The sequence below is a fragment of the Acinetobacter bouvetii DSM 14964 = CIP 107468 genome, assembly GCF_000368865.1.
GTDB lineage: Bacteria > Pseudomonadota > Gammaproteobacteria > Pseudomonadales > Moraxellaceae > Acinetobacter > Acinetobacter bouvetii.
The window spans coordinates 520,822-543,597 of the sequence record NZ_KB849726.1; the positions used below are offsets into that span (position 1 = coordinate 520,822).

Genomic DNA, 22,776 nt, shown 5'->3' on the forward strand with positions numbered 1-22,776 from the left:
CTATTTTGTCTAAACATAATGCTCAAAATCAGTGATGTGTTACTTCCGGTGTCAGATATTTATTAATATACTCTTCGCGGATGGCGGAACGTTCATCGGGTGATGCTTTTTGCAAGCGAGACGCTAATTCCCGGCGTTCCTGGCTGCTCATTTTTTGCCATGTTTCGCGCATTTTCTGCTTTTCAGTTTCTGGAAGCTGATTAAACCAATCCATCCGCTGCTGTAAGCTGACACTCTGTTCAGCGGGGATTTCTTTAAGAGACTGATAACGCTTGATCAGTGCAGCTTGTTCAGTATCAGACAATGAATCCCAAGTTTCATTCACTTGAGTATCTGCATCTTTGGAAAAAATCCAAAAACGTTCAAAGCCTGCAAAGCTGGTTTGCAGGAACCCGAATGCGCAAAAAGCGATTGCTAACTTTCTAGCTGCCATGGGGAGCCTTGTCCTCGCCTAAAACCATTAACATTTCTAAGTCTTCAACCATTTGAGGTGAAAGTTTAGGTGCTGAAACAACTTGATTCTGCGGTTTTTCATTCAGTGTTGTCACTGAATTCGGCAGCACAATAAAGCCTGCAATCGCAGCTGCTAAAGCAAAGCCTGACATTTTCCACAAGCCATAGTGCGATGTTTCACGTTCTTGAATTTCATCAAGAACATTATTCATTACAGCAGGTTTGTGCGCATGTTGCTGTGCGAGTCCATCAAGTTTGGAAGTTACTTGCTTTAAGAAATCATCTTGTTTCATTCGGATGACCCTCCCAGATGTGGATTCAAGTGTGCTAATGAAGCGCGTAAGCCTTGTATAGCACGGTGATAATGGGTTTTTACACTGCCGTCAGTGCAATTCATAATCTGTGCTGTTGTATGTGTATCAAAGCCTTCCCATGCACGCAGCATAAATGCCTGCTGCTGCCGGACTGGTAGCTGTGCGATGGCTTCCTGAATCTCTTCGGCCGTTACAGCACGGTCAATAAATTCAAGCGGATTAGGCGTTGATTCATCTACAACATCATTCAGCTCGATTTCATCATCGTCTAAGCTGACTTTTCGGAAAAAAGAAAAGGGCTGAGCGCGGCGGGCTTCTTTACGTCGCCAATCTTGCAGTTTGTTATTCAGGATGGTGTAGAACAGGGGATACCATTCTTCAGTGGATTTCTCTGCATATGACTTATGCAGCGAGATGAAGGCTTCCTGAACCAAATCCATGGCAATGCCATGCTGGTTTTGGGTTGCACTTTCCATCATAACCAGAGCGCGGCCAGTGACTTCATTCATGAAGTTTTTCAGGCGAGATTCTACCGTGCTCTTAAGAACACTCGAATCTGCTGTATCTGACTGTTTAGGCGCTAAATCCATAGAGATGGAAAATCCTGTCATTGGATACCCACCATCGCTTTTAAGTTCATGTACATATAACGTTAAAAGCGATAGCTTGGTTGACAAATAAATTGTTATTTTTCTAGTTTAATCTATTTTTAAACTGGGTGGAGCCCATTCAAATAGAATAACGTATTACAGGCGCTGGCGGACCATTTCAAAGAAGCAGATTGAACCAGCAATGGCAACATTCAACGACTCTTGACCGCCTGGCTGCGGAATAACTACAGCTTCAGCATTTTCCAGAGCGTATTCACTGACGCCTTGGCCCTCATTGCCCAGTATCCATGCACATGCTTTGCTTAAATCTTTCGAATATAAGCTGGCCGAGCGGTGTGAACTGGTGACATATACAGGAATTTCAAAACGGGGCAAGATGTCTTCGAGCGCGATATTTTCAAAAGTATGCAATGAAAAATGCGCACCCATGCCTGCACGGAGCACACGCGGTGACCAAAGTGATGCTGAACCTTTGGTGCAAACCACTTGCTTAATGCCAGCCGCCGCTGCAGAGCGCAGCAATGTCCCGACGTTGCCTGGATCTTGGACATTTTCTAGAATTAAAGTGTCGGCATCAAATTTCAGCGCTTGGCTGGAGCTTGGCAAGTCAATCACAGCTAAGCAGGCCAGTGTAGTGCCTAAGGTGCTTAAGTCTTTGTACAGCGACTCGCCAATGATAAAGATATGGCCTGTATAGGTTTTTAAAATTTCTTCAAAGTCTGGATGCGCCAGGGCATGTTCTGTGGTGAAAATAGAATTGATTCTTCTGTTTTCCTGCAGCCATGCAAGGCATAAATGCGTTCCTTCCAGAACGGTTTGACCTTGTTTTTTGCGGTATGAGTTCTGTTCAATCAGCCCGCGCAAATGCTTGATTTTCGGGTTGTCTTTAGACTCAAGAAAAATTGTAGACATGGGAGATAAGTCCACGGTGATCAGGCAGGCTGATCACCGCTGTTAAATTAGTTATGGTAGCCGGTAACCAGATCGACTTCGTTTTTAGAGCCGATGATGACTGGCACGCGCTGATGCAGTTCAGTCGGCTGGATGTCTAGAATGCGGACACGGCCCGTAGTAGATGAGCCGCCAGCTTGTTCCATCAGCATGCTCATCGGGTTTGCTTCGTACATTAAACGCAGACGTCCCGCTTTTTTCGGATCTTTAAAATCGTACGGATACATGAAGATGCCGCTGCGGCATAGAATACGGTGAATATCGCCAACCATGCATGCTACCCAGCGCATGTTAAAGTCTTTTTCGCGAGGGCCGGTTTTGCCTGCAAGGAGTTCATCTACATAGCGCTTCACGGGCTCTTCCCAGTGGCGCTGATTGGACGCATTGATGGCATATTCCTTAGTATCCGCAGCGACAGTAATCGCATCTTTGGTCAGCAAGAACTCTTGGCTGTCTGGGTCAAATGTAAAGAATACTACGCCAGCGCCAACAGTCAGCGCCATCATGGTTGAAGGGCCATACAGCACATAGCCTGCGGCAGCTTGGTGAACGCCTGCCTGCATGAAATCTTCTGCTTGAGTTACGGCATTTTTAGCTGGAAGAATAGAGAAAATTGTGCCCACGCACATATTGATGTCAATGTTGCTTGAGCCGTCTAACGGGTCAAACAGGACAAGATAATCGCCATTTTCTTGCGCTGGGGTAAAGTCATCAAGCTCTTCTGATGCTAAACCGCCAACATGCGGATGAACTTTTAATGCATCAATTAAATAATCATTTGAAATCACATCAAGTTTCTTTTGCTCTTCACCTTGCACATTTTCATGCTGCGCGCTGCCCAATACGCCCGCTAAAGCGCCTTTTTGAAGCAAAAGGTCGATGTCTTTGCATGTATCTCCAATTGTTTCAATAACTTGTGCAAGGGCAGGTGTTAAATTTCCGCTTTGTTGTTGTAGAAATTGGGATAAGCTTAAACGTGACATAACCGGAATGCTCCAAAAGAAAAGCGGTCAAAAATGATCGGAATAGAATAACCCTTCATTTTAGATGAGAATGAGGGAAAAGAAAAATTAAACTGTGTTATTTGACGCGATTTTGCCCTTGCAAGTCTCTCAGAACATGCTATGTTGAAAGCAGGAAACAGAGGGAATGACAAGGAGCACAACAATGACCACTCAAAAATTTGATGCGACTCCAACTCCGAGTGAAGGTTTAAATTTGGATGACATTTCCAAAGACAACGTGAAAGAAGCTTGGAGCGGTTATGAGTCTAAGCCTGAATACAAAAAGTTCAATAAGCATGACTTGATTGAATCTATGCAAAGCGCCCATGAAGAAGCTGCGGAGCAAAAGCCTGAGCAGGCTTAATTCTCGCAAATAAAAAAGCACTCAATTTGAGTGCTTTTTTATACCGATTTTTCGTATAGGCATCCGTTTTGAAGGACGCTCTATAAAGTTAAATCAGCACCGTTAAATTATTTTAACAGTGGAGGCACGGCTTCATAGTTGATTTCTACACGGCGGTTTTCTTTCCAGGCATTTTCATCATGGCCCGCATTGATTGGCATTTCTTTGCCGTAGCTGACTGCTTCAAGCTGATTTGCGCTGACACCGCTGGTCACCAAAAAGCTTTCTACCGCTTTTGCACGGCGCTCGCCCAAAGCCATATTGTATTCACGCGTACCGCGCTCATCGGTATGGCCGGTTAAAGCAACGCGGGAGTTTGCGTTAGCAACAAGGAACTGCGCATGCGCTTGAAGGGTTTGCAGGTCTTCATTGCTTAATTCAGTGCTGTCATAGTCAAAGTGCACAACACGCTTAGCTAAAAAAGCTTTATTGGCAGCAGTTACGCCTTTTGACGATGCGCCAGCAAGATTTTGCGCATTCAGCGCAGCATCTTCGCTTAAGCCGTCTGTATTGACAGTGGATGCGGTTGATGGGTTTTGAGTGGCATCAACATTGGCAGCCGGTTTTCGGTTTGCGCAGCCTGTCATCATCATGGCAGTTGCTAAAACAGGCAATACAAATAATTTTACAGCGTTCATGATTCTCTCCATGATCTTTCATTATGATTTAAACGTTATTTTGGTGCCCAGGCCGGTTCACGCACTTCGCCTTGCTCGCTTGGCAAGTTCATGCGGAAACGGCCATCCAGCGACATAATCGCAAGCAAGCCGCGGCTGCCTTCGCGTGTCGCGTATACCACCATTTGTCCATTTGGCGAGAAGCTTGGCGATTCGTCCAAACTGGTTGGCGTTAAGATGTTGGTCACGCCAGAATCAATATTCTGTACGGCAACTTTGTAATTGCTGCCGCTAGGCCGGTGAACCAGCGCGAGCTTTTTACCGTCTGCGCTCAATGTCCCGCGTGCGTTGAATGCGCCGCGGAAGGTTAAGCGTTTGCTGGTGCCATCGGCAAAACTGTATTTGTAAATTTGCGGAGAACCGCCTCGGTCAGAGGTATAGATAAATGATTTTCCGTCTGGCGCATAGCGTGCTTCTGTATCAATCGCACTGTCATTGGTCAGGCGCTGCAGCTGGCGGCTGTCCAAATCCATTTGATAGATTTCTGGATTGCCGTGCATGGAAGCAGTAAACAGCATGCTTTTACCGTCCGGCGAGAAGCCTGGCGCGCCATTTAAGCCGCGGAAGCTGGCCAGTTTTTCACGGCCGCCTGTTGCCAAGTCTTGCACATAAATTGCAGGACGTTTGGTTTCAAAAGATACATAAGCAATCTTTTTGGCATCCGGTGTCCATGCCGGAGATAAGATCGGATCCCGAGACGTTAAAATAGTGCGGGGCTGTTCGCCGTCAGTGTCGGCAATTTGCAGTGTGTAGCGCTGTTCAGGCGTTGCCGGGTTGCGCAGCACATAAGCAATGCGTCCGCTGAAATCGCCTTGAATGCCTGTCAGCGCTTCATAAATCGCATCACTGATCATATGTGCAGCTTGACGGGTGCGGGAAGCCGGTATGGTCAGCAACTCATTGAGCAGATAAGTTTTCTTCTGCACATCATAGAGCTGATAGTGCACTTCGAATGATCCGTCAGCTGCAGGCTTCATCGAGCCGGTTACGACATAAGGCACGCCGGCGGCTTGCCATGCTTCAGCATTCGGCGTGTTCATCGCCGCTGTTGCAGGCAGATTTTTAGACGAACTGGTGAATTTTCCAGAACGGTTTAAATCGTTTTCAATAATTGGGTACAGGTTTTGATCATTGCTGAACGGCACAATGGCAATTTTGGGCGCTTCTTCAGGCGCCTTGGTGATTTCCAAATGCAGCTGCGCATGTGATTGTGTAATTAAAACCGGACTAAGTGCTGTTAAAACGGCTAAGCAGAGCAGATGTTTTCGCGTCATTTCCATCATTCGCTGAATACTCTAAATCTAGAATTTCTTGTTACTGTGAATGTGTCACATAATGGCATGTTTTTGAAATATTGAAAGAACAACATTATGATTAAACTGTTATTCGTCTGTGAATTCGTGTCTAAATAGTTGCAGTTTATGATGACGCTTTCTTTAAAAATACAATGTTCCGCTTAACGGATGTTCTTATTTAGATTGAAAGGACATATAAATGAACCGAGACTCACGTTGGGCATCCGGATTTTCAGGCAATTCAAAAGGCGCAGCACTGTGAATGGCTTTTTCAATACTGTCTTTAAAAGCCTGATTTGGTGTGTCGCTAATGACGATAGACTGAATTGAACCTGATGGCGTTAAAATAATTCTTGCATGGGCTTTTTGCTCACTTGAATCCGCTGGTACTTCCCAATGGCTAAAGATTAAATGCTTAATTTCGGCTTTGGCCTCAGATGCAAGCCTTTTGACTTCTGATTTACGAGAAGCCTCAGCGGTTGTTGCACGTTTAGCTGTAGCTGTTTTTTGTTCAAGTTCACGTTTATATTGTTCAGAATATGCCTTTGCTGCAGCCATGGGTGCATTCGCGGAACTCACCGCTATTTTTTCGGGCTGAATCTGAGTGGCTGTTGAATTGTCAGCAGGGCTGGCAAATGTTAGCGCTGAACCTGCCATTACAGGAAATAGAAGCAAGAATTTAAAGATATGCATTATTGAGGGCTTCGTCCTATAAAAAATCCCCCTGACGAATCAGGGGGGATTTATATCAATTTGAAGATCTAAAGGTGGATGTCAGATTCTGCGCTTCGCGGCGCGCATCTGGATCTGAAGGCATTGGATACGGCGCTGCCGCTCGTACAGCTGCTTCAATACTGGCCTTCATGTCTGGATCGCTGGATGAGACAATCACTGAACGCACCGCACCGCTTTCAGTTAACGTAATGCGGGCGGTGGCCGTTTTGCCAGCGGAGTCGGTTGGAGTATCCCAAACGCGTTTGATTTTGTTTTCAAAATCTCTCTTGGCCGTTGATGCAATCTTTTTCGCTTCAGCTTTTTTCTGCGCCGCTTCTTCAGCTGCTTTTTTAGCAGATGAGGCTTTGGCTTCTTCGGCTGCCCGTTCACGTGCTTCTGCATCGGATCTGGCTTTGGCATCTGCTTTGGCTTTCGCATCGGCTGCGGCTTTATTTTTTGCGTCTGCATCCGCTTTGCGTTTAGCGGCGTCTGCATTGGCTCTGGCCTGAGCGTCGGCTTTTGCTTTTGCATCAGCTGCGGCTTTATTTTTTGCGTCTGCATCCGCTTTGCGTTTAGCGGCGTCTGCATTGGCTTTGGCCTGAGCGTCAGCTTTGGCTTTTGCATCGGCTGCGGCTTTATTTTTTGCGTCAGCATCTGCTTTGCGTTTAGCGGCGTCTACATTGGCTTTGGCCTGAGCGGCAGCCTTCGCTTTTGCATCGGCATGCGCTTTCGCAGCTGCCGCTGCTTTAGCTTCAGCGTCTGCTTTGCGTTTTTCTGTATCTAAAGCGGCTTTGGCTTTTGCATCTTGCTGCGCTTTTAATTTGGCATTCTCGGCTAGACGTTTCGCTTCTAAATCTGCTTTGCGTTTTGTCTCAGCTGCACTGGCTTTGGCCTGAGCTGCTTTTGCTTCAGCTGCGGCTTTGCGTTGGGCTGCTTCGGCATTCGCTTTAGCATCTGCATCTATCTTGCGCTGCGCAGCCTCAGCTTTAGCATCCGCCTGAGCTTTAGCTTCTGTTAGGGCTTTCAGCTTGGCGGCTTCATCAGCTTGGCGTTTTTGTTCAGCGCGCAATGCTTCGGCTGCGGCTAGGCGTTCAGCTTTTTCAGCAGCTTGAGCTTGAAGCGCTGCTTTTGCCGTGTCAGGTTTTGGCAATGCTGCCGGCGCAGGCGGCGGTGCAGCAGGAATGACGGGTGCCGGCTCTACACTGGGCTCTGCGGTTTGAGTGACCTCGACGGCGACATTTTCATGCGTGGTTTCAGTAAACTCTGTTTCTTCTCGGGTCACTGGCCTTAAATCTTCTGGCTTCACCAGCACCGTTTTAATTTGCTTGGGCGGCTCAGGCGGTTTGCTCATGCCCAGATAAAGCAAGCCCACAACTGCAATCACATGGATACCGATGGTGAATCCAGCTGCAGTCGCTTTTTGTTTAAAAGGTGGCTTTTTAAAATCTTTCATAAATTACTTTAGCGGCTCTGTCAGCAATCCAACCTGTGCTAATCCTGCATCCTGCAGTGCAGACATCAGTTTGATGACTTCACCATAAGGGCGGGATTCACTGCCATTAATCAGGACGCTGAGCTGTTTATTATTGGCCTGAGCCTGTGTCTGCGCATTTGTCAGCGCCGTTTTCAGTTCTTCTAAAGTCAGCACTTCATTCTTATGGGCGCTGTCTTCCAGCCTAATGGCGCCATCCGCTTCTAAGGTCACAATAGCAGGGCGGTCTTCAGACTGAATCGGGCTGCTGTTGGCTTGCGGCAAGTCCACTTTAACGCCAGTCGTAATCATGGGCGCAGTGACCATGAAGATGACTAAAAGCACCAGCATGACGTCAATGTAAGGCACGACATTCATATCGCTTTTCAGCGGTTTTTTGATGCGCTCGAAGCGTCCTGAACGTTGAATAGCCATCAGTGCTGTTCCTGATCAGAACCCAATGACTGGCGCTGCAGCAAGGCCACCATTTCTTCAGCAAAAAGCGCACGGTCTGAATAGACGGCTTCACCTTTGGCTGTGTAATGGTTAAATGCCAACACGGCAGGAATAGCGGCAAATAGGCCAATTGCAGTGGCAATCAATGCTTCGGCAATACCCGGGGCAACGGTTGCCAAAGTGACTTGCTCAACTTGGGCTAAACCAATGAATGCATTCATGATGCCCCAAACTGTGCCAAATAAGCCGACGTAAGGCGCTACAGAACCAATGCTGGCCAAAGAGCCCAAGCCTTGCTCTAAGCCACCTTGGTCACGGCTCAGGCCGACGCGCAAAATACGCTCTGTGCCTTCAATGCTTTGCGCTGTAGGCGCATTGCGTTTTTTCAGCTTTAAAAATTCACCGAGGCCTTGATAGAAAATATCTTCCAGGCCAACCCGCTTTGAGTTGAGCTGCGCATTGTTGTAAAGGGTATTCAGTTCGGCGCCAGACCAGAAGATTTTTTGAAAATGATCATCATCGGCCTGCGCCTTTTTGTAGCTCATATGCAACTTGGCAATCAGATACCAGCTGTACAGCGAGGCTAATAAGAGCAGAAGCATTACCAGCTGTACAACAGGACTTGCTTGTAAAATTAAATCTGATACGTGAAGGGTAGATTCTAGTTGAGTTGCCATAGTTACATTGAGCCAATTAATTTTTTTAATCTTGTTCCAATTCTTTCAGAATCAGTTTGCGGATTTCCTCCGGAAGCCGTGTTGGACGCATGCCGTCTACGCTGATGCAGGCCAATTCGACTTCGCCGGAAGCAAGCATGATTTCACCACGATAAATATTTTGTTGCAATACAAATGACGTTGATTTACATGAAACTACACTTGCTGTAACAGTAATCAGGTCATCCATGAGTATAGGGCGTGAATATTTCACATTTATTTTATGCACAACAAAGTTGTAGTCTTTTTGATGCCAATAGTGGCTAATGCCTGATGCGCGAAGCCATTCAGTACGTGCGCGCTCCATGAAGCGGATGTGGTTGGCGTGGTAAACAATGCCGCCTGCATCTGTATCTTCAATATAGACACGAATATTGAACTCGAATTTATTCGCCATGAGAGTGTTCCGTCTGTTTCTAAATCTGATGAGTTTTTAGCTGCACTGAGAATATGAAATCGGCATGTTTTAAACATGACTTCAAATCAATAAATCGTCAAGTGCGTCAATGACGGGCAGTTTAGCACTCTGAAAATTCACTCCAATGGCACAAGATTTCAAATCCTAGGCGCTTGTGTGCTTTATGTTTCGCATAATACTGCTGTAAATTGATATTTATTTATGCGGTTTTGCGGAAGATTGCAGATGAAATGGCGGTCACAGCCATTAAAAAGGTGAACAGGAACAATTCACCTTTTTTTCTTTATATTTTATTTTGCAGGGCTTTGCTGCCGCTGCCATGCATTTTGCACTTGTGCAGCTGCTTTGGGATATTCCATCACAAAGCGCATATGGCTTTCTATGCCTGTTTTCAAGGTGGCATCATCGACCGAAAACAGCGGGCTATGATTGGGCGCAGCCTTTGACATATCTTGATCTGATTGAGTTGCGCCGATAAAGATAAACAAGGAAGGCATGAGTTGCCCATAATAGGCAAAGTCCTCACTGGCGCTGGCATTGCTGTCGAGCACATGCAATTTCCCTTCGCCATTGACTTGCGCCAAAGCAGGCTGCATTAGTTTGGTCAGTGTTTTATCGTTGCTGGTGACAGGCGCATAAGGCGCAATTTCAACTTTCGCGGTCACATCGTTGGCCTGTGCATTATGTTCGATCAGCGTGGGTAAATCTTTTAAAATGCCTTGACGGATATCTTCATTGTTGGAACGGATGGTGCCGACCATATTCACCAGTTCTGGAATGACATTGCCTGTAGTGCCGCCTTGAATGCTGCCTATGCTGACCACGCCCATGCCTTTGGTTAAATCTGTTCTGCGGCTGACTAAGCTTTGCATATTGCTGATCATCTGCGATGAGGCATAAATCGGGTCGCGGCCCAGCCATGGCATAGAGCCATGCACTTGCTTGCCATTTACCTGAATACGCAAATGGTCGGCGCTGTTTAAAATGGCGCCGTCTTTGTAGAAGATATTGCCGCTGGGCATGCCTGCCATAACGTGCATGCCAAAAATGACTTCTGGTTTTGGATTGTTCAATGCGCCATCGGCAATCATTTTGCGGGAGCCGATTTGGCTGCCTTGGGTGAAGTTGTCGATATCGGCTCCGCCTTCTTCTGCCGGCTGAAACACAAAAACAATGGTTCCGGCGATTTTATCTTTATTGGCCGCCAGCGCTTTGGCGGCGCCTAAGAGCATTGCAGTATGCGCATCATGGCCGCATCCATGCATCACGTGCGTTTCTTTGCCTTGATAAATGGCTTTGGTTTTACTGGCAAATGGCAGACCGGTTTTTTCTTCGATGGGCAGGGCGTCCATATCAGCGCGAAGCGCCATGACGGGGCCAGGTTTTCCGCCTTTTAAAACGCCAATTACGCCAGTTTTAGCATAGCCTTTGCGGACGTCAATGCCATAAGATTTTAATTCCTTTTGTACCAGTTCAGACGTTTTGAACTCCATATTGCCCAATTCTGGATGCTGGTGAATATGCTGCCGTAATTTAATGGCATGGCTTTCGGTATTTTTGGCGGCGTCATCAATCCAGTCTGCAAGGGTAAATTGGCTGCAAAAAATCAGCGGCAGGCAAAGAGAAATCTGCTTGTACATGTTCATATCTTGGGACAATCCTGAAGAGTTTGAAATGATTAAAGTGATTCTCTAGCATCGCATACTGAATGAAATCTAGATAAAACCCTTTAAGTATTAAATAGATACTTTCAAGGTATATTCTGTTTTAGTGATTGAAATACCAAAATTTTATTTTGTACTCGGTATTGTAGATTTATGTGTTTTATATGAAATTAAGTTTTATGCATTTAGGTTCACACTTTTTTCGCTTTGAGATACAGCGATTTAATTCAATTGATAATGGAGCCATTACAGCTCTGTGCAGTATTAGAGTACTAAATGAATCTTTTTTTTAAATTTGTCATCATGATTGCCATGGCTTTTATGCTTTGGTCATATTGGCTGAAACCTGATCAAGGGATTTCAGATGCAGCTGATTATCAATCGGCTGAAGGTGTTCATCAGTTTGATGGCTATAGCATGACGAATTTGGAGCCTTATGCGGGGGAGTTCCGGGTTTTATCACGCGAAGATTATCGTTTTGGACGAGAGGCTGAAATTAGTCCGGTTGATTTTGCTTTGGGATGGGGAAGTATGACCAATCCTGCTGTTTATAAGCAGTTATCTATCAGTCAGAGCAATCGCTGGTATTACTGGCGTTATGAAAACTCACCGCCTATACCTATCAATGAAATTTCAACACACAGCGCGAATACGCATTTAATTCCTGCAACTAAAGCGATTGCCAAACAACTGGCTCAAATTGATCAAGATGACCTGATTTATTTAAAAGGGCAGTTGGTTGAAGTAAAAGCTCAAGACGGATGGACATGGCGCAGCTCCCTTAGCCGTGAAGATACAGGAAATGAGGCCTGTGAGCTGATGTTGGTGGAAGAGGTGCGGAAGCTATAAGATCAACAGCAGATACGGCATAAGACTCCTTCAAGCATCCTGCACAATTGAGATAGATCATAAACAAAATATTTGGTGTGGTGAATTATGTGAATCAGACCTTTTTATTGTTTGCTGAAGTGGAAAAGTGAGACCACAGTCTTTACGATCTAAAATAAAAAAATAAGAGTGAGTTGTTTTATGGTAAGGAAAATTTTAGGAATAGGCCTCAGCGTACTTTTATTAACAGCTTGTGATTTAAATAAAGAACCAGAAACTCAAGAGTTTATAACACCACGTGACCAATATGGTGCACGTTATAGTGTTGGAGATTTGGGAGGAAAACCCGTTAATCTTGGTAGAGAAGCCCCATGGGTAGAATATGAAGATAATACAGGCTTTGTAACAGGTAAGAAATATAAACGTCAAACGCGAACCCACCAATCTAAAATTCAAGCCTTTGGGTTTGATATGCGTTATACCGATGGATTAGTTTTAGTCGTTTATTATAAAGCATCACCGTATTCAGAAAAACAATATAACGCAGAAATTAACTTGCCTGATAATCATTGGGTAAGTGTAAGTGTATATGCAGATAGACATTATAACGGTGATTTATCAACGAGACTAATAAACTCAACATTAGAGACAAAAATATCATCAAAAAAAATATTAGAAGAATTCTATTTTATGCATATATATTTGCCCACTGATGAGTATGAATATGGTCTACAAAAATATGTGCCCCATCCTGAGTGGGTAAAACAAAATAAGAAATTGATGGCTAAAAATACGGGGTCTAATGCTTTATACAATATAGATGATTTATATGTTGAAAAAAATGAAACAGGAAAGGTACTTACCTTAATTACATGTGGAGATTCAGAATACCCTATAGCACGTAAATGTAAACAAGAATTTATTTTAGAACCTGAAATGAAAGCTCGTGTTACTACTATATTTCAAAAGGTTCATTTGCAGGATTGGAAAATCATTCAACTAAAAGCAAAAAAAATGATGCTGGGTTTTATTGTCGAACCTAAAAATTTTAAAGGTGTATAACATGACAGCTATAAACATACCTATGATGATCTGATTATCAATTCAATTTTTAATATTTTATATGTATTTGTAACATCAAACATTCTTGTTTAAGCGGGTATCTAAAAAAAGGGAGACTCGCTCCCTTTTTAAATCATTTTTCTTTTGGCTCAGGCGGCGTCATGCCAAACTGCAAATAGGCCATATTGGTGGCAATACGGCCGCGTGCTGTGCGCATGGCGTAACCTTGCTGAATCAAATACGGTTCAATCACATCTTCAAGCGTACCTGAGTCTTCCGCCATGGCTGCTGCCAAAGCCTCGACACCGGCAGGCCCGCCGTCAAAGCGCTCCAGCAGCATGTTTAAATAGCGACGGTCGAGTGTGTCTAAACCATCTTTATCGACATTGAGCATATCTAAAGCACGTTGCGCCATGTCTTGCGTTACTTCGCCCGTGCCTTTGACTTGTGCATAGTCACGTACGCGGCGCAGCAGGCGGTTGGCAATACGCGGCGTTCCGCGCGCGCGGCGTGCAACTTCTTGAGCGCCGTCTTTGGAAATAGGCACATCCATCAAATTGGCTGAACGCGTCACAATATGAGTCAGGTCTGCAACGCTGTAAAATTCTAAGCGCTGCACAATGCCAAAACGGTCGCGCAGCGGAGAGGTCAGAAGGCCGGCACGGGTCGTGGCTGCCACTAAGGTAAATGGCGGCAAATCCAGTTTGATCGAACGGGCAGCAGGGCCTTCACCAATCATAATATCCAGCTGGTAGTCTTCCATAGCAGGATAAAGAATTTCTTCAATCACGGGGGAAAGGCGGTGAATTTCGTCAATAAACAGCACATCGCCTTCTTCAAGATTGGTCAGCATTGCCGCTAAATCACCAGCGCGTTCTAAAACAGGGCCGGAAGTTGATTTGAGGTTGCCGCCCATCTCACGGGCAATGATGTTGGCCAGTGTGGTTTTGCCTAAACCTGGCGGGCCAAAAATCAGGGTGTGATCCATCGCTTCTTCACGGCCGCGCGCGGCGCCGATAAAGATTTCCATTTGTTCACGGACCACAGGCTGCCCGATGTAGTCATCGAGTGAGGTCGGGCGGATGGCGCGGTCGAAGTGGTCTTCGGGTTTTTCGGAACCACCGATGAGACGGTCTTGCATATTAAGTCAGTTCTATTTTCGTGAATTCGATTGTCGCATTATGGTCATAAATACCACATTTAATTGCACGGCCGCGAATAATGAGAGATATTCACTGCTTCCGCATAGGCGATGCTTTACTTTTGACAGGGCAAAAGTAACAAAACCCTTTGCAGAAATAATGGCATGTCCATATGCCATATTTCTGCGGCAGCATCCATGCTGCCTTTCACTACATCTACTTTTATTTATAACTTCAAATTATGAAGTTATTTATTCATCGATTTTAAAGCTGCACGGATAATGTCGCTGGCTTCGGTAAAATCCCCTTTGGCTGCATTCACCAATTTCTGTGCTTCTGCAGGCTTATAACCTAAAGACTGTAAGGCCGCTTCGGCTTCTGCAACGGCAGAGTTGCCCGTAAACTGGATTTGCTCAGCGGTTGAGTTGCTTGGCGCTGAGCTGGATGACATTGTTTTGAAGCGGTCACGCAGTTCAATCATCAAGCGTTCTGCTGTTTTTGCACCTACGCCTGGAACTTTAACCAGAGTTTTGACATCACCCTGTTCTACAGTATGAATCAGCATGTCTACGCTTAACGTCGACAGAATCGCCAGCGCCATTTTGGGTCCGACGCCGTTGACTTTGAGCAGGGTGCGGAAAATAGTTTTTTCCTGCGCATTGGCAAAGCCGAACAGCAGCTGCGCATCTTCACGGACCACTAAATGCGTCCATAAGGTAACTTTCTGACCTTTTTGCAACTGGCAGAATGTAGACAGCGGCGTATCTACTTCATAACCCACGCCATTCACATTCAAAAGCACTGTGGAAATTTCCAGTGCAAGCACTTCGCCAATTAAACATCCGATCATGGAATTTGTTCACTTCTAGGTTGATGAAAAGAATAGTAATCGGCATTGCGGTGAAATACAAAATGCCGAGAACTAAAAAAGCGCAATTTAGACTATTTACTGCTTAATCCATATTGCACAGCTTCATTTTAACGTTTTGGGTTAAATTAAGCCGGCCTTATTGCCTTGCAGCTCTTGAGACAAGTTATAGGCTTGGTGGTCTGAAAACTTAGAAATAATATCTAAGACCTGCATGATATTTTCATAATGGTTACTGCCAAAATGCGCACCCGAACGGCATAAAATAGCCATTAAGCGCTGCTCTTTAAAACTTAACGTTTTATGCGGCGTGGTCAGCGGAATAAAGGCATCTAAAATGTTCTGCAAACTTTGATGGGCAATAATTTCCAAACCGGCTTTTTGCGGATGCTCAAATATTTTATCGCGCGCTAAATCTTTCGCACGGTTAATGCCTAGCTCAATATCAGCAGCGCAGTATTGCAGTAAGCTACCAGCCAGTTGCCCGCTTAAAATTTCAAAATGATGCTTGGCAAAAGCCGATGTGACTTCTTCAACCAGACGTTTCATCACCCGTCCGCGCAACGCTGCAATTTTTTGCTGCCAGGTGGTATCTGGCATCGTCAGTTCAGTTGGCGCACTATATTCACCCAGCAAGCTTAAAAAAATCGGTTCAACTTCCTCATAAGACAGCATGTTTAAAATAATGCCATCTTCCAGATCAATCAGGGCATAGCAAATGTCATCTGCAGCTTCAAGTAAATAAGTCAGCGGATGGCGGCAATAGTGATAATTACCCAGTTGAATCAGTCCGAGCTGTTCTGCGATTTGCTGCAGGATTTCTTTTTCCGCCTGATAGCAGCCAAATTTGGCACGTTGACTGGCGGGCGTGTTGCCTTGCGACTCGATGGTTTTAGACAGCCATGGATATTTTAAATAAGCCCCCAGCGTTGCATAGGTTAGACGCATGCCGCCATCATTCGGATGGTAGTCAATTTTCGTCAGCAGGCGTAAGCCTTGGGCATTGCCCTCAAACTGGCGGACATCGGCTTGTTCTTCTGCGGAAAGCTTTTCTAAAAAGTTGCCATGGGAGGCATCGTCAAACCATTCACGAATGGCGTATTCACCTGCATGGCCAAACGGCGGGTTGCCAATATCATGCGCTAAACAGGCCGCCTGAATAATGGCTCCGACATCGGCAGGGGAAATCCAAATCGGCAGTTCATCTTTGATTTTTTCCGCTGCGAGCATGCCGAGAGAGCGTCCAATGCACGACACTTCAAGTGAATGGGTTAAACGGGTATGAATGCCGTCGTGCTGAGTCAGCGGATGGACTTGGGTTTTTCGGTTCAGCTGGCGAAAGCTTTGCGAAAAAATAATTCGGTCATAATCTTTGTGAAATGGGCTGCGCGCCAATTCGGTATTTTGTTTTTTACTTCCAATACGGATTGTTGAGAGCAGTTCTAGCCAACGCATTTGCATCATTTATCGTTATTCAGTTATTTACTCAAAACATCATGCCAAATTTGCAGAAAAAGAACTAGGGTAAGGCGTCATATACTGTCACTTTAATAGGGTGAAACTGTAATTAACTTTGCAAAAATTGAGCTAGAGAATGTCAAGTTTTTGACAGGCTGAACGTGCCGATTTCAGGCAGATTAAGCACATGTTCTTATATAAATGATGAAAATAGCATGTCAGCAAAACAGCCGAATATTTTACTTATTGTTGCCGATGACCTTGGCTTTTCTGACCTTGGTGCATTTGGCGGCGAAATTCATACTCCAAATTTAGACGCCATTGCCTTGGAAGGGCTAAGGCTCACCAATTTCCATACAGCGTCTACGTGTTCACCCACGCGGTCTATGCTGCTGTCTGGCACAGATCATCATCTAGCGGGTTTAGGCGCAATGGCTGAAGCCATTCATCCTGAGCAAAAAGGCCAGACAGGTTATGAAGGTTATTTAAATGATCAAGTGGCAGCATTGCCTGAGCTGTTAAAGGATGCAGGCTATTACACCATTATGTCCGGGAAATGGCATTTGGGTTTAACGCCCGAACGCTTTCCTGCACGCCGCGGCTTTGAAAAATCATTTACTTTACTGCCAGGCGCAGCCAATCATTATGCGTTTGAAGCCGATATTCCTGAAAAGGAAATTCCAGGCCTATTAAAAGTGACCCGTGGCCTATATGCAGAAAATGATGAATATGTTACGTCATTGCCAGAAGATTTTTATTCTTCTGACTATTTTACAGACCGTTTATTAGATTATTTACAAGATGACGTCAGCCGCCAAACACGCCCATTTTTTGCCTATTTGCCTTTTTCTGCACCGCATTGGCCCTTGCAGGCGCATCCGGAAGATATTCAAAAATATCAGGGTGTTTATGATGCAGGGCCAGAGGTATTGCGTCAAAAGCGTTTAGCGCAAGTGAAAAAATTAGGCCTGGTCAGCTCAAATGCCACTATTCATCCTGTATTGGCGCAAACTAAATTTTGGGAAAATTTAACGGAAGCTGAAAAACAGTTTTCTGCACGGACAATGGAAGTCTACGCAGCCATGGTCGATCGCCTGGATCAGAATGTCGGCCGCGTCATTAAATATTTAAAACAGACCCAGCAATATGACAATACCATTATCATCTTTTTATCTGATAATGGCGCTGAAGGCGCGCAGCTGGAGGCATTGCCGGTATTTGGCCCTGACATTTCTGCCGTGATTGATAAATATTATGACAATGCTTTAGAGAATATCGGTCATGGCAATTCATATGTTTGGTATGGCGAACATTGGGCGCAAGCAGCCACTGCGCCATCGCGGCTTTATAAAGCGCATACCAGTGAGGGCGGAATCCGTACGCCAGCTTTTATTAAGCATCAAGCCTTTGCGCGGCAGCAGGATATTAGCCATGAGTTTTTAACGGTGATGGATGTCTTGCCCACTGTATTGGAAACCCTGCAGATTCAGCATCCGGGGGGGCGTTACAAAGGCCGCCAATTGGTACCCTTGCGTGGACAAAGCATTTTGCCGTATTTGAATAAGCAGCAAGATCATATTCATGAGAAAGATCACATCACCGGTTGGGAGCTGTTTGGGCAAAAAGCGTTGCGCAAAGGCGATTGGAAGGCCTTATTCATTCCAGCGCCGAATGGCCCAAACCAGTGGCAACTATACAATTTGGCTGAAGATGCGGGGGAAACAGAGGATCTAGCCGAGCGTTATCCTGAAAAATTACAAGAATTATTGGCGGATTGGAAAGTGTATGTCAAAGACAATGGTGTCATTGAATTTGGCCAGCAGGCACAGGTGAAAATCGCATAATTGAATCCGTTTATAAAGATAATCGTTACAAACTTTTTTAGCTTCTCTTTGACGCCGCTGAAGCAAAGAATATCAAGGTTAAAAGAAAAAGGATCAACTTTAAATGGCAGCGGCACTGCGCGGCTTTTTGCAAAGGCGCCGTAACATTTTGGTATTGGCGTTCCATCTGATTTTGCTGAATCAGCAAATGAACGGTGATGTATCAGCGTTTGCGCTGTGTTATCACCAAGATTGTCATAGCCTTGATCAGATTGGCCTAAATCTTGAGCGGGCGATTAAACAAAATGGAATGCCGCCGCACCCTTAATCACTTTTAAACGGTCAGGCCGCTCAAAGGCGGCTTCACTTTTTGATACAGATTAAAAATTAATTTTTTTGCTGAGTTTTCAAGTTGATAATTTTTTTAGATTGATAAATAAGGGTTTGAACTAATTTTTGTGGTGATAAAGCCCAATATTGGTGATTTTCTATCTAGCTGATTCTGCCAATACACAGTAGAATATGCGCTCTCTTCAAGTCACATTGCGGCATGGTTCAAAAGACCTGCCCGTGGAGCCAAAAACAGCATGTTTATCGTTGCCGGTGCACCTGCACACTCTTCTTTTAAGCAAACACAACTATTAACACGCCTTGCGTCAATCAGTTCTGTTCAATCAATAGAAAGCCAATGGGTTTACCTTTTCGACCAAGCGCTCGACGAGCAACAACAGCAATCTGCTTTGCAGCTTTTGAATGATGGCGCAACCTTCCAAGTTCGCCAAGCGGCAAGTGATGAAGTTCAAGTCCTTGTGACACCGCGTGTAGGCACAATCTCGCCGTGGTCATCAAAGGCAACGGATATTTTTGCCAACTGCAATACCCCGATACACCGCTTAGAACGCGGTGTTTTGTTTACTTTAAAAGGTATTTCTGAAGTATCGGATGCAGTGAAACAAGTTTTGCATGACCGCATGACTGAAAGTGTATTCAACCAAATTGAAGACGCTGCGGCATTGTTCTCTGAAACTGAACCAAAGCCTTTAAACACAATTGACATATTAGGTCAGGGTAAAGATGCTTTAGTAAAAGCCAACTCTGAGTTTGGTTTTGCGCTCTCTGATGAAGAAATTGATTATTTAGTCGCTGCTTTTAACAAGCTCGGCCGTAATCCGCACGATATTGAACTGATGATGTTTGCTCAAGCTAACTCTGAGCACTGCCGTCATAAAATATTTGGTTCGGAATGGACAATTGATGGTGAAAAACAGCCATTGTCATTGTTCCAAATGATTAAAAACACTTATAAAGAATCACCGACAGATGTATTGTCAGCATATAAAGACAATGCTTCGGTGATCGTTGGTTTTGATACTCAGCGTTTCTATCCGAAGAAAGATGAGGCGACGGGTCACCACGTTTATAAATACAAGAGCCAAGCCGCTCACATCCTGATGAAAGTGGAAACGCATAACCACCCAACAGCGATTGCGCCTTTTGCGGGCGCTGCGACCGGTTCGGGCGGTGAAATCCGTGATGAAGGCGCAACAGGCCGTGGCGGTAAGCCAAAAGCAGGTTTAACAGGCTTTACCGTGTCTAACTTGAACATTCCAGGCTTTGAACAGCCTTGGGAAGAAAACTACGGCAAACCATCGCGTATGGCATCTCCACTTCAAATCATGATTGAAGGGCCTTTGGGCGGCGCTGCGTTCAACAATGAGTTTGGCCGTCCTGCGTTAAACGGTTACTTCCGTACTTTTGAACAAAATGTGAATGGCGATGTGAAAGGCTTCCATAAGCCAATCATGATTGCCGGTGGTTACGGCAACATCCGTCCAGACCACGTGGAAAAAGATGCGATTCAACCAGGCGATTTATTGATCGTCCTTGGTGGCCCTGCAATGCTGATCGGCCTTGGCGGCGGTGCGGCATCTTCTGTGGACAGCGGTAAACTCGGTGAAAACCTGGATTTCGCTTCTGTACAGCGTGAAAACCCTGAAATGGAACGCCGCTGCCAAGAAGTGATTGATGCATGCTGGCGCATGGAAGACTTCAACCCAATCGTGTCCGTGCATGATGTGGGTGCAGGCGGTATTTCCAATGCAATGCCTGAGTTGGTGAATGACCACGAACTGGGTGCGATTCTTGATTTGCGTAAGATTCCATCACTTGAGCCGGGCATGTCTCCAATGGAGATCTGGTCAAACGAAGCGCAAGAGCGTTATGTATTGGCGATTCGTCCAAGCTCATTAGAACTATTTGAATCACTATGTGCACGTGAACGTTGTCCGTTTGCCGTTTTAGGTGAAGCAACAGAAGCGCGTCAATTGACAGTGAACGATCCATTGTTTGATAACAAAGCCGTGGATATGCCAATGCAAGTCATGCTGGGCGGCACACCGCGCATGAGCCGTTCGTATGAAACCATTGAACGTCAAGGCGACGACTTTGATGCATCTAAAGTCACAGATTTGAAAGATGCAATTTACCGTGTGCTTAAAAATCCAACGGTTGCATCCAAATCATTCCTGATCACCATTGGTGACCGTTCAATTACAGGTATGGTTGCGCGTGATCAGTTTGTAGGTCGTTGGCAGGTTCCTGTTGCAGATGCAGCAGTCACTACAACAAGCTTACAAGGTTATACAGGTGAGGCAATGGCGATGGGCGAACGTCCGCCTGTTGCCTTGTTAAATCCTGCGGCATCTGCACGTTTATCGGTTGCAGAGTCGATCTCGAATATTATGTCTGCAAAAATCGACCAGATCAGTGACATTAAATTGTCTGCAAATTGGATGGCGGCAGCAGGACAGAAAGGTGAAGACCAAGCTTTATTCGAAGGTGTAAAAGCCATCGGTATGGAAATGTGTCCTGCACTGGGTATTGCAATTCCAGTGGGTAAAGACTCATTGTCTATGCGTACGACTTGGAATGATGAAGGCGAAGACAAATCGGTGACTTCACCGATGTCAGGTGTAATCACAGCCTTTGCTCCAGTGACTGATGTACGTAAAACCTTAACGCCTGAATTGAAAAATGAAGAATCAGTACTTGTCCGTATTGATCTTTCTAAAGGTCAGTTCCGTCTAGGCGGTTCGATCCTTGCTCAGGTCTATAAAGCCATTGGTTCAGTGACACCTGATGTGGATAGTTTTGATGACTTCAAAGCATTCTTTGCATTGGTTCAAGACTGGAACAACCGCGGTTTAATTAAGGCTTACCACGACATCGGTGATGGTGGTTTACTTGCAACTGTTGCGGAAATGATGTTTGCAGCACGTCTCGGTGTGGCTTTAGAAGATCAATCAACTGCAAGTTTATTTGCAGAAGAAATTGGTGCAGTGCTTCAAATCAGTGCGTCTGATTGGGCAACACTTGCAGAAGAAGTTGCGGCATCTACTTTAAAAGATGCAATTGCAGTTGTCGGTACTGTAAATGATACAGATACGTTAACTGTTAATGGTTTGAGCTTAGACCGTGCTGATTTACAACAAGCATGGACTGAAGTATCACATCAAATCCAACGTTTACGCGACAACGTTGAAACTGCAGATCAAGAATATGCGTTAATTGCAGACAAATCTCATGCAGGTTTAATTGCAAAACCAACATTTGATTTGAACGAGCCAATCGAAGCACCATACATCAACGAACGCCGTCCAAACATGGTGATTCTGCGTGAACAAGGCGTAAACGGTCATGTTGAAATGGCTGCGGCATTCGACAAAGTGGGTTTCAACACTGTAGACGTGCACATGAGCGACTTGCTTGCAGGCCGTATCAGCCTAGATGACTTTGAAGGCCTTGTGGCATGCGGCGGCTTCTCTTACGGTGACGTCATGGGCGCTGGCGGCGGCTGGGCGAAATCAGTTTTGTTCAACCCGAAACTTCGTGACCAATTTGAAAAATTCTTCAACCGTGACGAAACGTTCTCTCTTGGTATTTGTAATGGCTGTCAAATGTTGTCGCAATTGGCTCCGCTGATTCCGGGTGCTGAAGCTTGGCCGCGTTTCCACCGCAATACTTCTGAGATGTTTGAAGCACGTGCAGTTAACGTTCGTGTTGAAAAATCCAACTCAATCTTGTTAGAGGGTATGGAAGGTTCGATTTTACCAATCGCGGTTGCGCATGGTGAAGGCCGAGTGGTTGCGACTGCGGATAAGATTGCCGCGTTAAATGCAGGCAACCAGGTAAGCTTGCGTTATGTTGATAGCCAAGGGAATCCAACGCAGCACTATCCAATGAACCCGAATGGTTCACCAGAAGCGATTACTGCTGTGACTTCTAAAGATGGCCGAGCAACGATTATGATGCCGCATCCGGAACGTACTTTCCGCGCCATCCAGCATTCTTGGAAACCGGAAGAATGGACTGAAGATGGTGCATGGTTACGCATGTTCCGCAATGCGCGTAAGTTCATTGGTTAATTTTGTATAAATTCATCTGAATAA

At 45.3% G+C, this 22,776-nt stretch carries 22 protein-coding genes; 6 read left to right on the top strand and 16 right to left on the bottom strand.

Features of this window, described 5'->3' with window-relative positions; translation table 11 throughout:
• Positions 1-28: 28 nt before the first annotated feature.
• The 5 genes from F941_RS05280 to F941_RS05300 all read right to left on the bottom strand — a co-directional run bounded on the left by F941_RS05280 (position 29) and on the right by F941_RS05300 (position 3,312).
• On the bottom strand, positions 29-433 hold the full coding sequence (locus tag F941_RS05280; RefSeq protein WP_005008660.1) for a DUF3106 domain-containing protein: 405 nt from the start codon (positions 431-433) through the stop codon (positions 29-31).
• Positions 423-746, bottom strand: coding sequence for a hypothetical protein (locus F941_RS05285; RefSeq protein WP_005008661.1), 324 nt, complete (start codon positions 744-746; stop codon positions 423-425). The genes F941_RS05280 and F941_RS05285 overlap by 11 nt, the downstream gene beginning before the upstream one ends.
• Positions 743-1,357 carry an RNA polymerase sigma factor gene (locus F941_RS05290; protein ID WP_005008662.1) on the bottom strand — a complete coding sequence of 205 codons (615 nt, stop codon included), beginning with the start codon at positions 1,355-1,357 and terminating at the stop codon, positions 743-745. Before F941_RS05290 ends, F941_RS05285 begins: the two co-directional genes overlap by 4 nt.
• A gap of 156 nt (positions 1,358-1,513) precedes the next feature.
• Positions 1,514-2,290, bottom strand: coding sequence for a TrmH family RNA methyltransferase (locus F941_RS05295; protein WP_005008663.1), 777 nt, complete (start codon positions 2,288-2,290; stop codon positions 1,514-1,516).
• Between the two features lie 47 nt (positions 2,291-2,337).
• On the bottom strand, positions 2,338-3,312 hold the full coding sequence (locus tag F941_RS05300) for a class 1 fructose-bisphosphatase (protein ID WP_005008665.1): 975 nt from the start codon (positions 3,310-3,312) through the stop codon (positions 2,338-2,340).
• Positions 3,313-3,496: 184 nt separating this feature from the next.
• On the opposite strand from F941_RS05300, the gene F941_RS05305 reads away from it, so the two are divergent.
• Positions 3,497-3,697 (top strand): NF038105 family protein, encoded by a 201-nt coding sequence (locus F941_RS05305; RefSeq protein ID WP_005008666.1) that lies wholly within the window; start codon positions 3,497-3,499, stop codon positions 3,695-3,697.
• Positions 3,698-3,804: 107 nt separating this feature from the next.
• On the opposite strand, the gene pal is transcribed toward F941_RS05305, so the two are convergent.
• The 8 genes from pal to F941_RS05345 all read right to left on the bottom strand — a co-directional run bounded on the left by pal (position 3,805) and on the right by F941_RS05345 (position 11,123).
• Positions 3,805-4,374, bottom strand: coding sequence for a peptidoglycan-associated lipoprotein Pal (gene pal, locus F941_RS05310; protein WP_005008668.1), 570 nt, complete (start codon positions 4,372-4,374; stop codon positions 3,805-3,807).
• A gap of 35 nt (positions 4,375-4,409) precedes the next feature.
• Positions 4,410-5,693 carry a Tol-Pal system beta propeller repeat protein TolB gene (tolB, locus tag F941_RS05315; RefSeq protein ID WP_167571627.1) on the bottom strand — a complete coding sequence of 428 codons (1,284 nt, stop codon included), beginning with the start codon at positions 5,691-5,693 and terminating at the stop codon, positions 4,410-4,412.
• A 189-nt stretch (positions 5,694-5,882) separates the two neighbouring features.
• Positions 5,883-6,401, bottom strand: a complete 519-nt coding sequence (locus F941_RS05320; protein WP_005008671.1) for a TonB C-terminal domain-containing protein — start codon at positions 6,399-6,401, stop codon at positions 5,883-5,885.
• A gap of 55 nt (positions 6,402-6,456) precedes the next feature.
• Positions 6,457-7,875 carry a cell envelope integrity protein TolA gene (gene tolA / locus F941_RS05325; RefSeq protein ID WP_005008673.1) on the bottom strand — a complete coding sequence of 473 codons (1,419 nt, stop codon included), beginning with the start codon at positions 7,873-7,875 and terminating at the stop codon, positions 6,457-6,459.
• Positions 7,876-7,878: 3 nt separating this feature from the next.
• On the bottom strand, positions 7,879-8,328 hold the full coding sequence (gene tolR, locus F941_RS05330) for a protein TolR (protein WP_005008676.1): 450 nt from the start codon (positions 8,326-8,328) through the stop codon (positions 7,879-7,881).
• Positions 8,328-9,026, bottom strand: a complete 699-nt coding sequence (tolQ, locus tag F941_RS05335) for a protein TolQ (protein WP_005008677.1) — start codon at positions 9,024-9,026, stop codon at positions 8,328-8,330. The genes tolR and tolQ overlap by 1 nt, the downstream gene beginning before the upstream one ends.
• A 25-nt stretch (positions 9,027-9,051) precedes the next feature.
• Entirely contained in the window at positions 9,052-9,462 is a 411-nt protein-coding gene (ybgC, locus tag F941_RS05340) for a tol-pal system-associated acyl-CoA thioesterase (RefSeq protein ID WP_005008678.1), read from the bottom strand.
• 311 nt (positions 9,463-9,773) lie between these two features.
• Complete coding sequence (locus F941_RS05345; protein ID WP_018572463.1) at positions 9,774-11,123, bottom strand: amidohydrolase; 1,350 nt, start codon at positions 11,121-11,123, stop codon at positions 9,774-9,776.
• A gap of 300 nt (positions 11,124-11,423) precedes the next feature.
• Between F941_RS05345 and F941_RS05350 the strand changes: the two genes are divergently transcribed.
• Complete coding sequence (locus F941_RS05350) at positions 11,424-11,996, top strand: hypothetical protein (RefSeq protein ID WP_005008680.1); 573 nt, start codon at positions 11,424-11,426, stop codon at positions 11,994-11,996.
• A 180-nt stretch (positions 11,997-12,176) separates the two neighbouring features.
• On the top strand, positions 12,177-13,037 hold the full coding sequence (locus F941_RS05355; RefSeq protein WP_005008681.1) for a hypothetical protein: 861 nt from the start codon (positions 12,177-12,179) through the stop codon (positions 13,035-13,037).
• A 133-nt stretch (positions 13,038-13,170) separates the two neighbouring features.
• Here the strand turns inward: F941_RS05355 and ruvB are convergent, their stop codons facing one another.
• From ruvB to F941_RS05370, 3 genes are all read right to left on the bottom strand, one after another.
• Complete coding sequence (gene ruvB, locus F941_RS05360) at positions 13,171-14,178, bottom strand: Holliday junction branch migration DNA helicase RuvB (protein ID WP_005008682.1); 1,008 nt, start codon at positions 14,176-14,178, stop codon at positions 13,171-13,173.
• 248 nt (positions 14,179-14,426) lie between these two features.
• Positions 14,427-15,029 carry a Holliday junction branch migration protein RuvA gene (ruvA, locus tag F941_RS05365; RefSeq protein ID WP_005008683.1) on the bottom strand — a complete coding sequence of 201 codons (603 nt, stop codon included), beginning with the start codon at positions 15,027-15,029 and terminating at the stop codon, positions 14,427-14,429.
• Between the two features lie 141 nt (positions 15,030-15,170).
• Entirely contained in the window at positions 15,171-16,511 is a 1,341-nt protein-coding gene (locus tag F941_RS05370) for a deoxyguanosinetriphosphate triphosphohydrolase (protein WP_005008684.1), read from the bottom strand.
• A 209-nt stretch (positions 16,512-16,720) separates the two neighbouring features.
• Here F941_RS05370 and F941_RS05375 point away from each other — a divergent pair, with 209 nt between their 5' ends.
• The 3 genes from F941_RS05375 (at position 16,721) to purL (ending at position 22,752) form a co-directional block, all read left to right on the top strand.
• Complete coding sequence (locus tag F941_RS05375; protein WP_018572464.1) at positions 16,721-18,349, top strand: arylsulfatase; 1,629 nt, start codon at positions 16,721-16,723, stop codon at positions 18,347-18,349.
• A gap of 103 nt (positions 18,350-18,452) precedes the next feature.
• Complete coding sequence (locus tag F941_RS05380; RefSeq protein ID WP_005008686.1) at positions 18,453-18,656, top strand: hypothetical protein; 204 nt, start codon at positions 18,453-18,455, stop codon at positions 18,654-18,656.
• A 259-nt stretch (positions 18,657-18,915) separates the two neighbouring features.
• Positions 18,916-22,752 (top strand): phosphoribosylformylglycinamidine synthase, encoded by a 3,837-nt coding sequence (purL, locus tag F941_RS05385; protein ID WP_005008687.1) that lies wholly within the window; start codon positions 18,916-18,918, stop codon positions 22,750-22,752.
• Positions 22,753-22,776 lie beyond the last annotated feature (24 nt).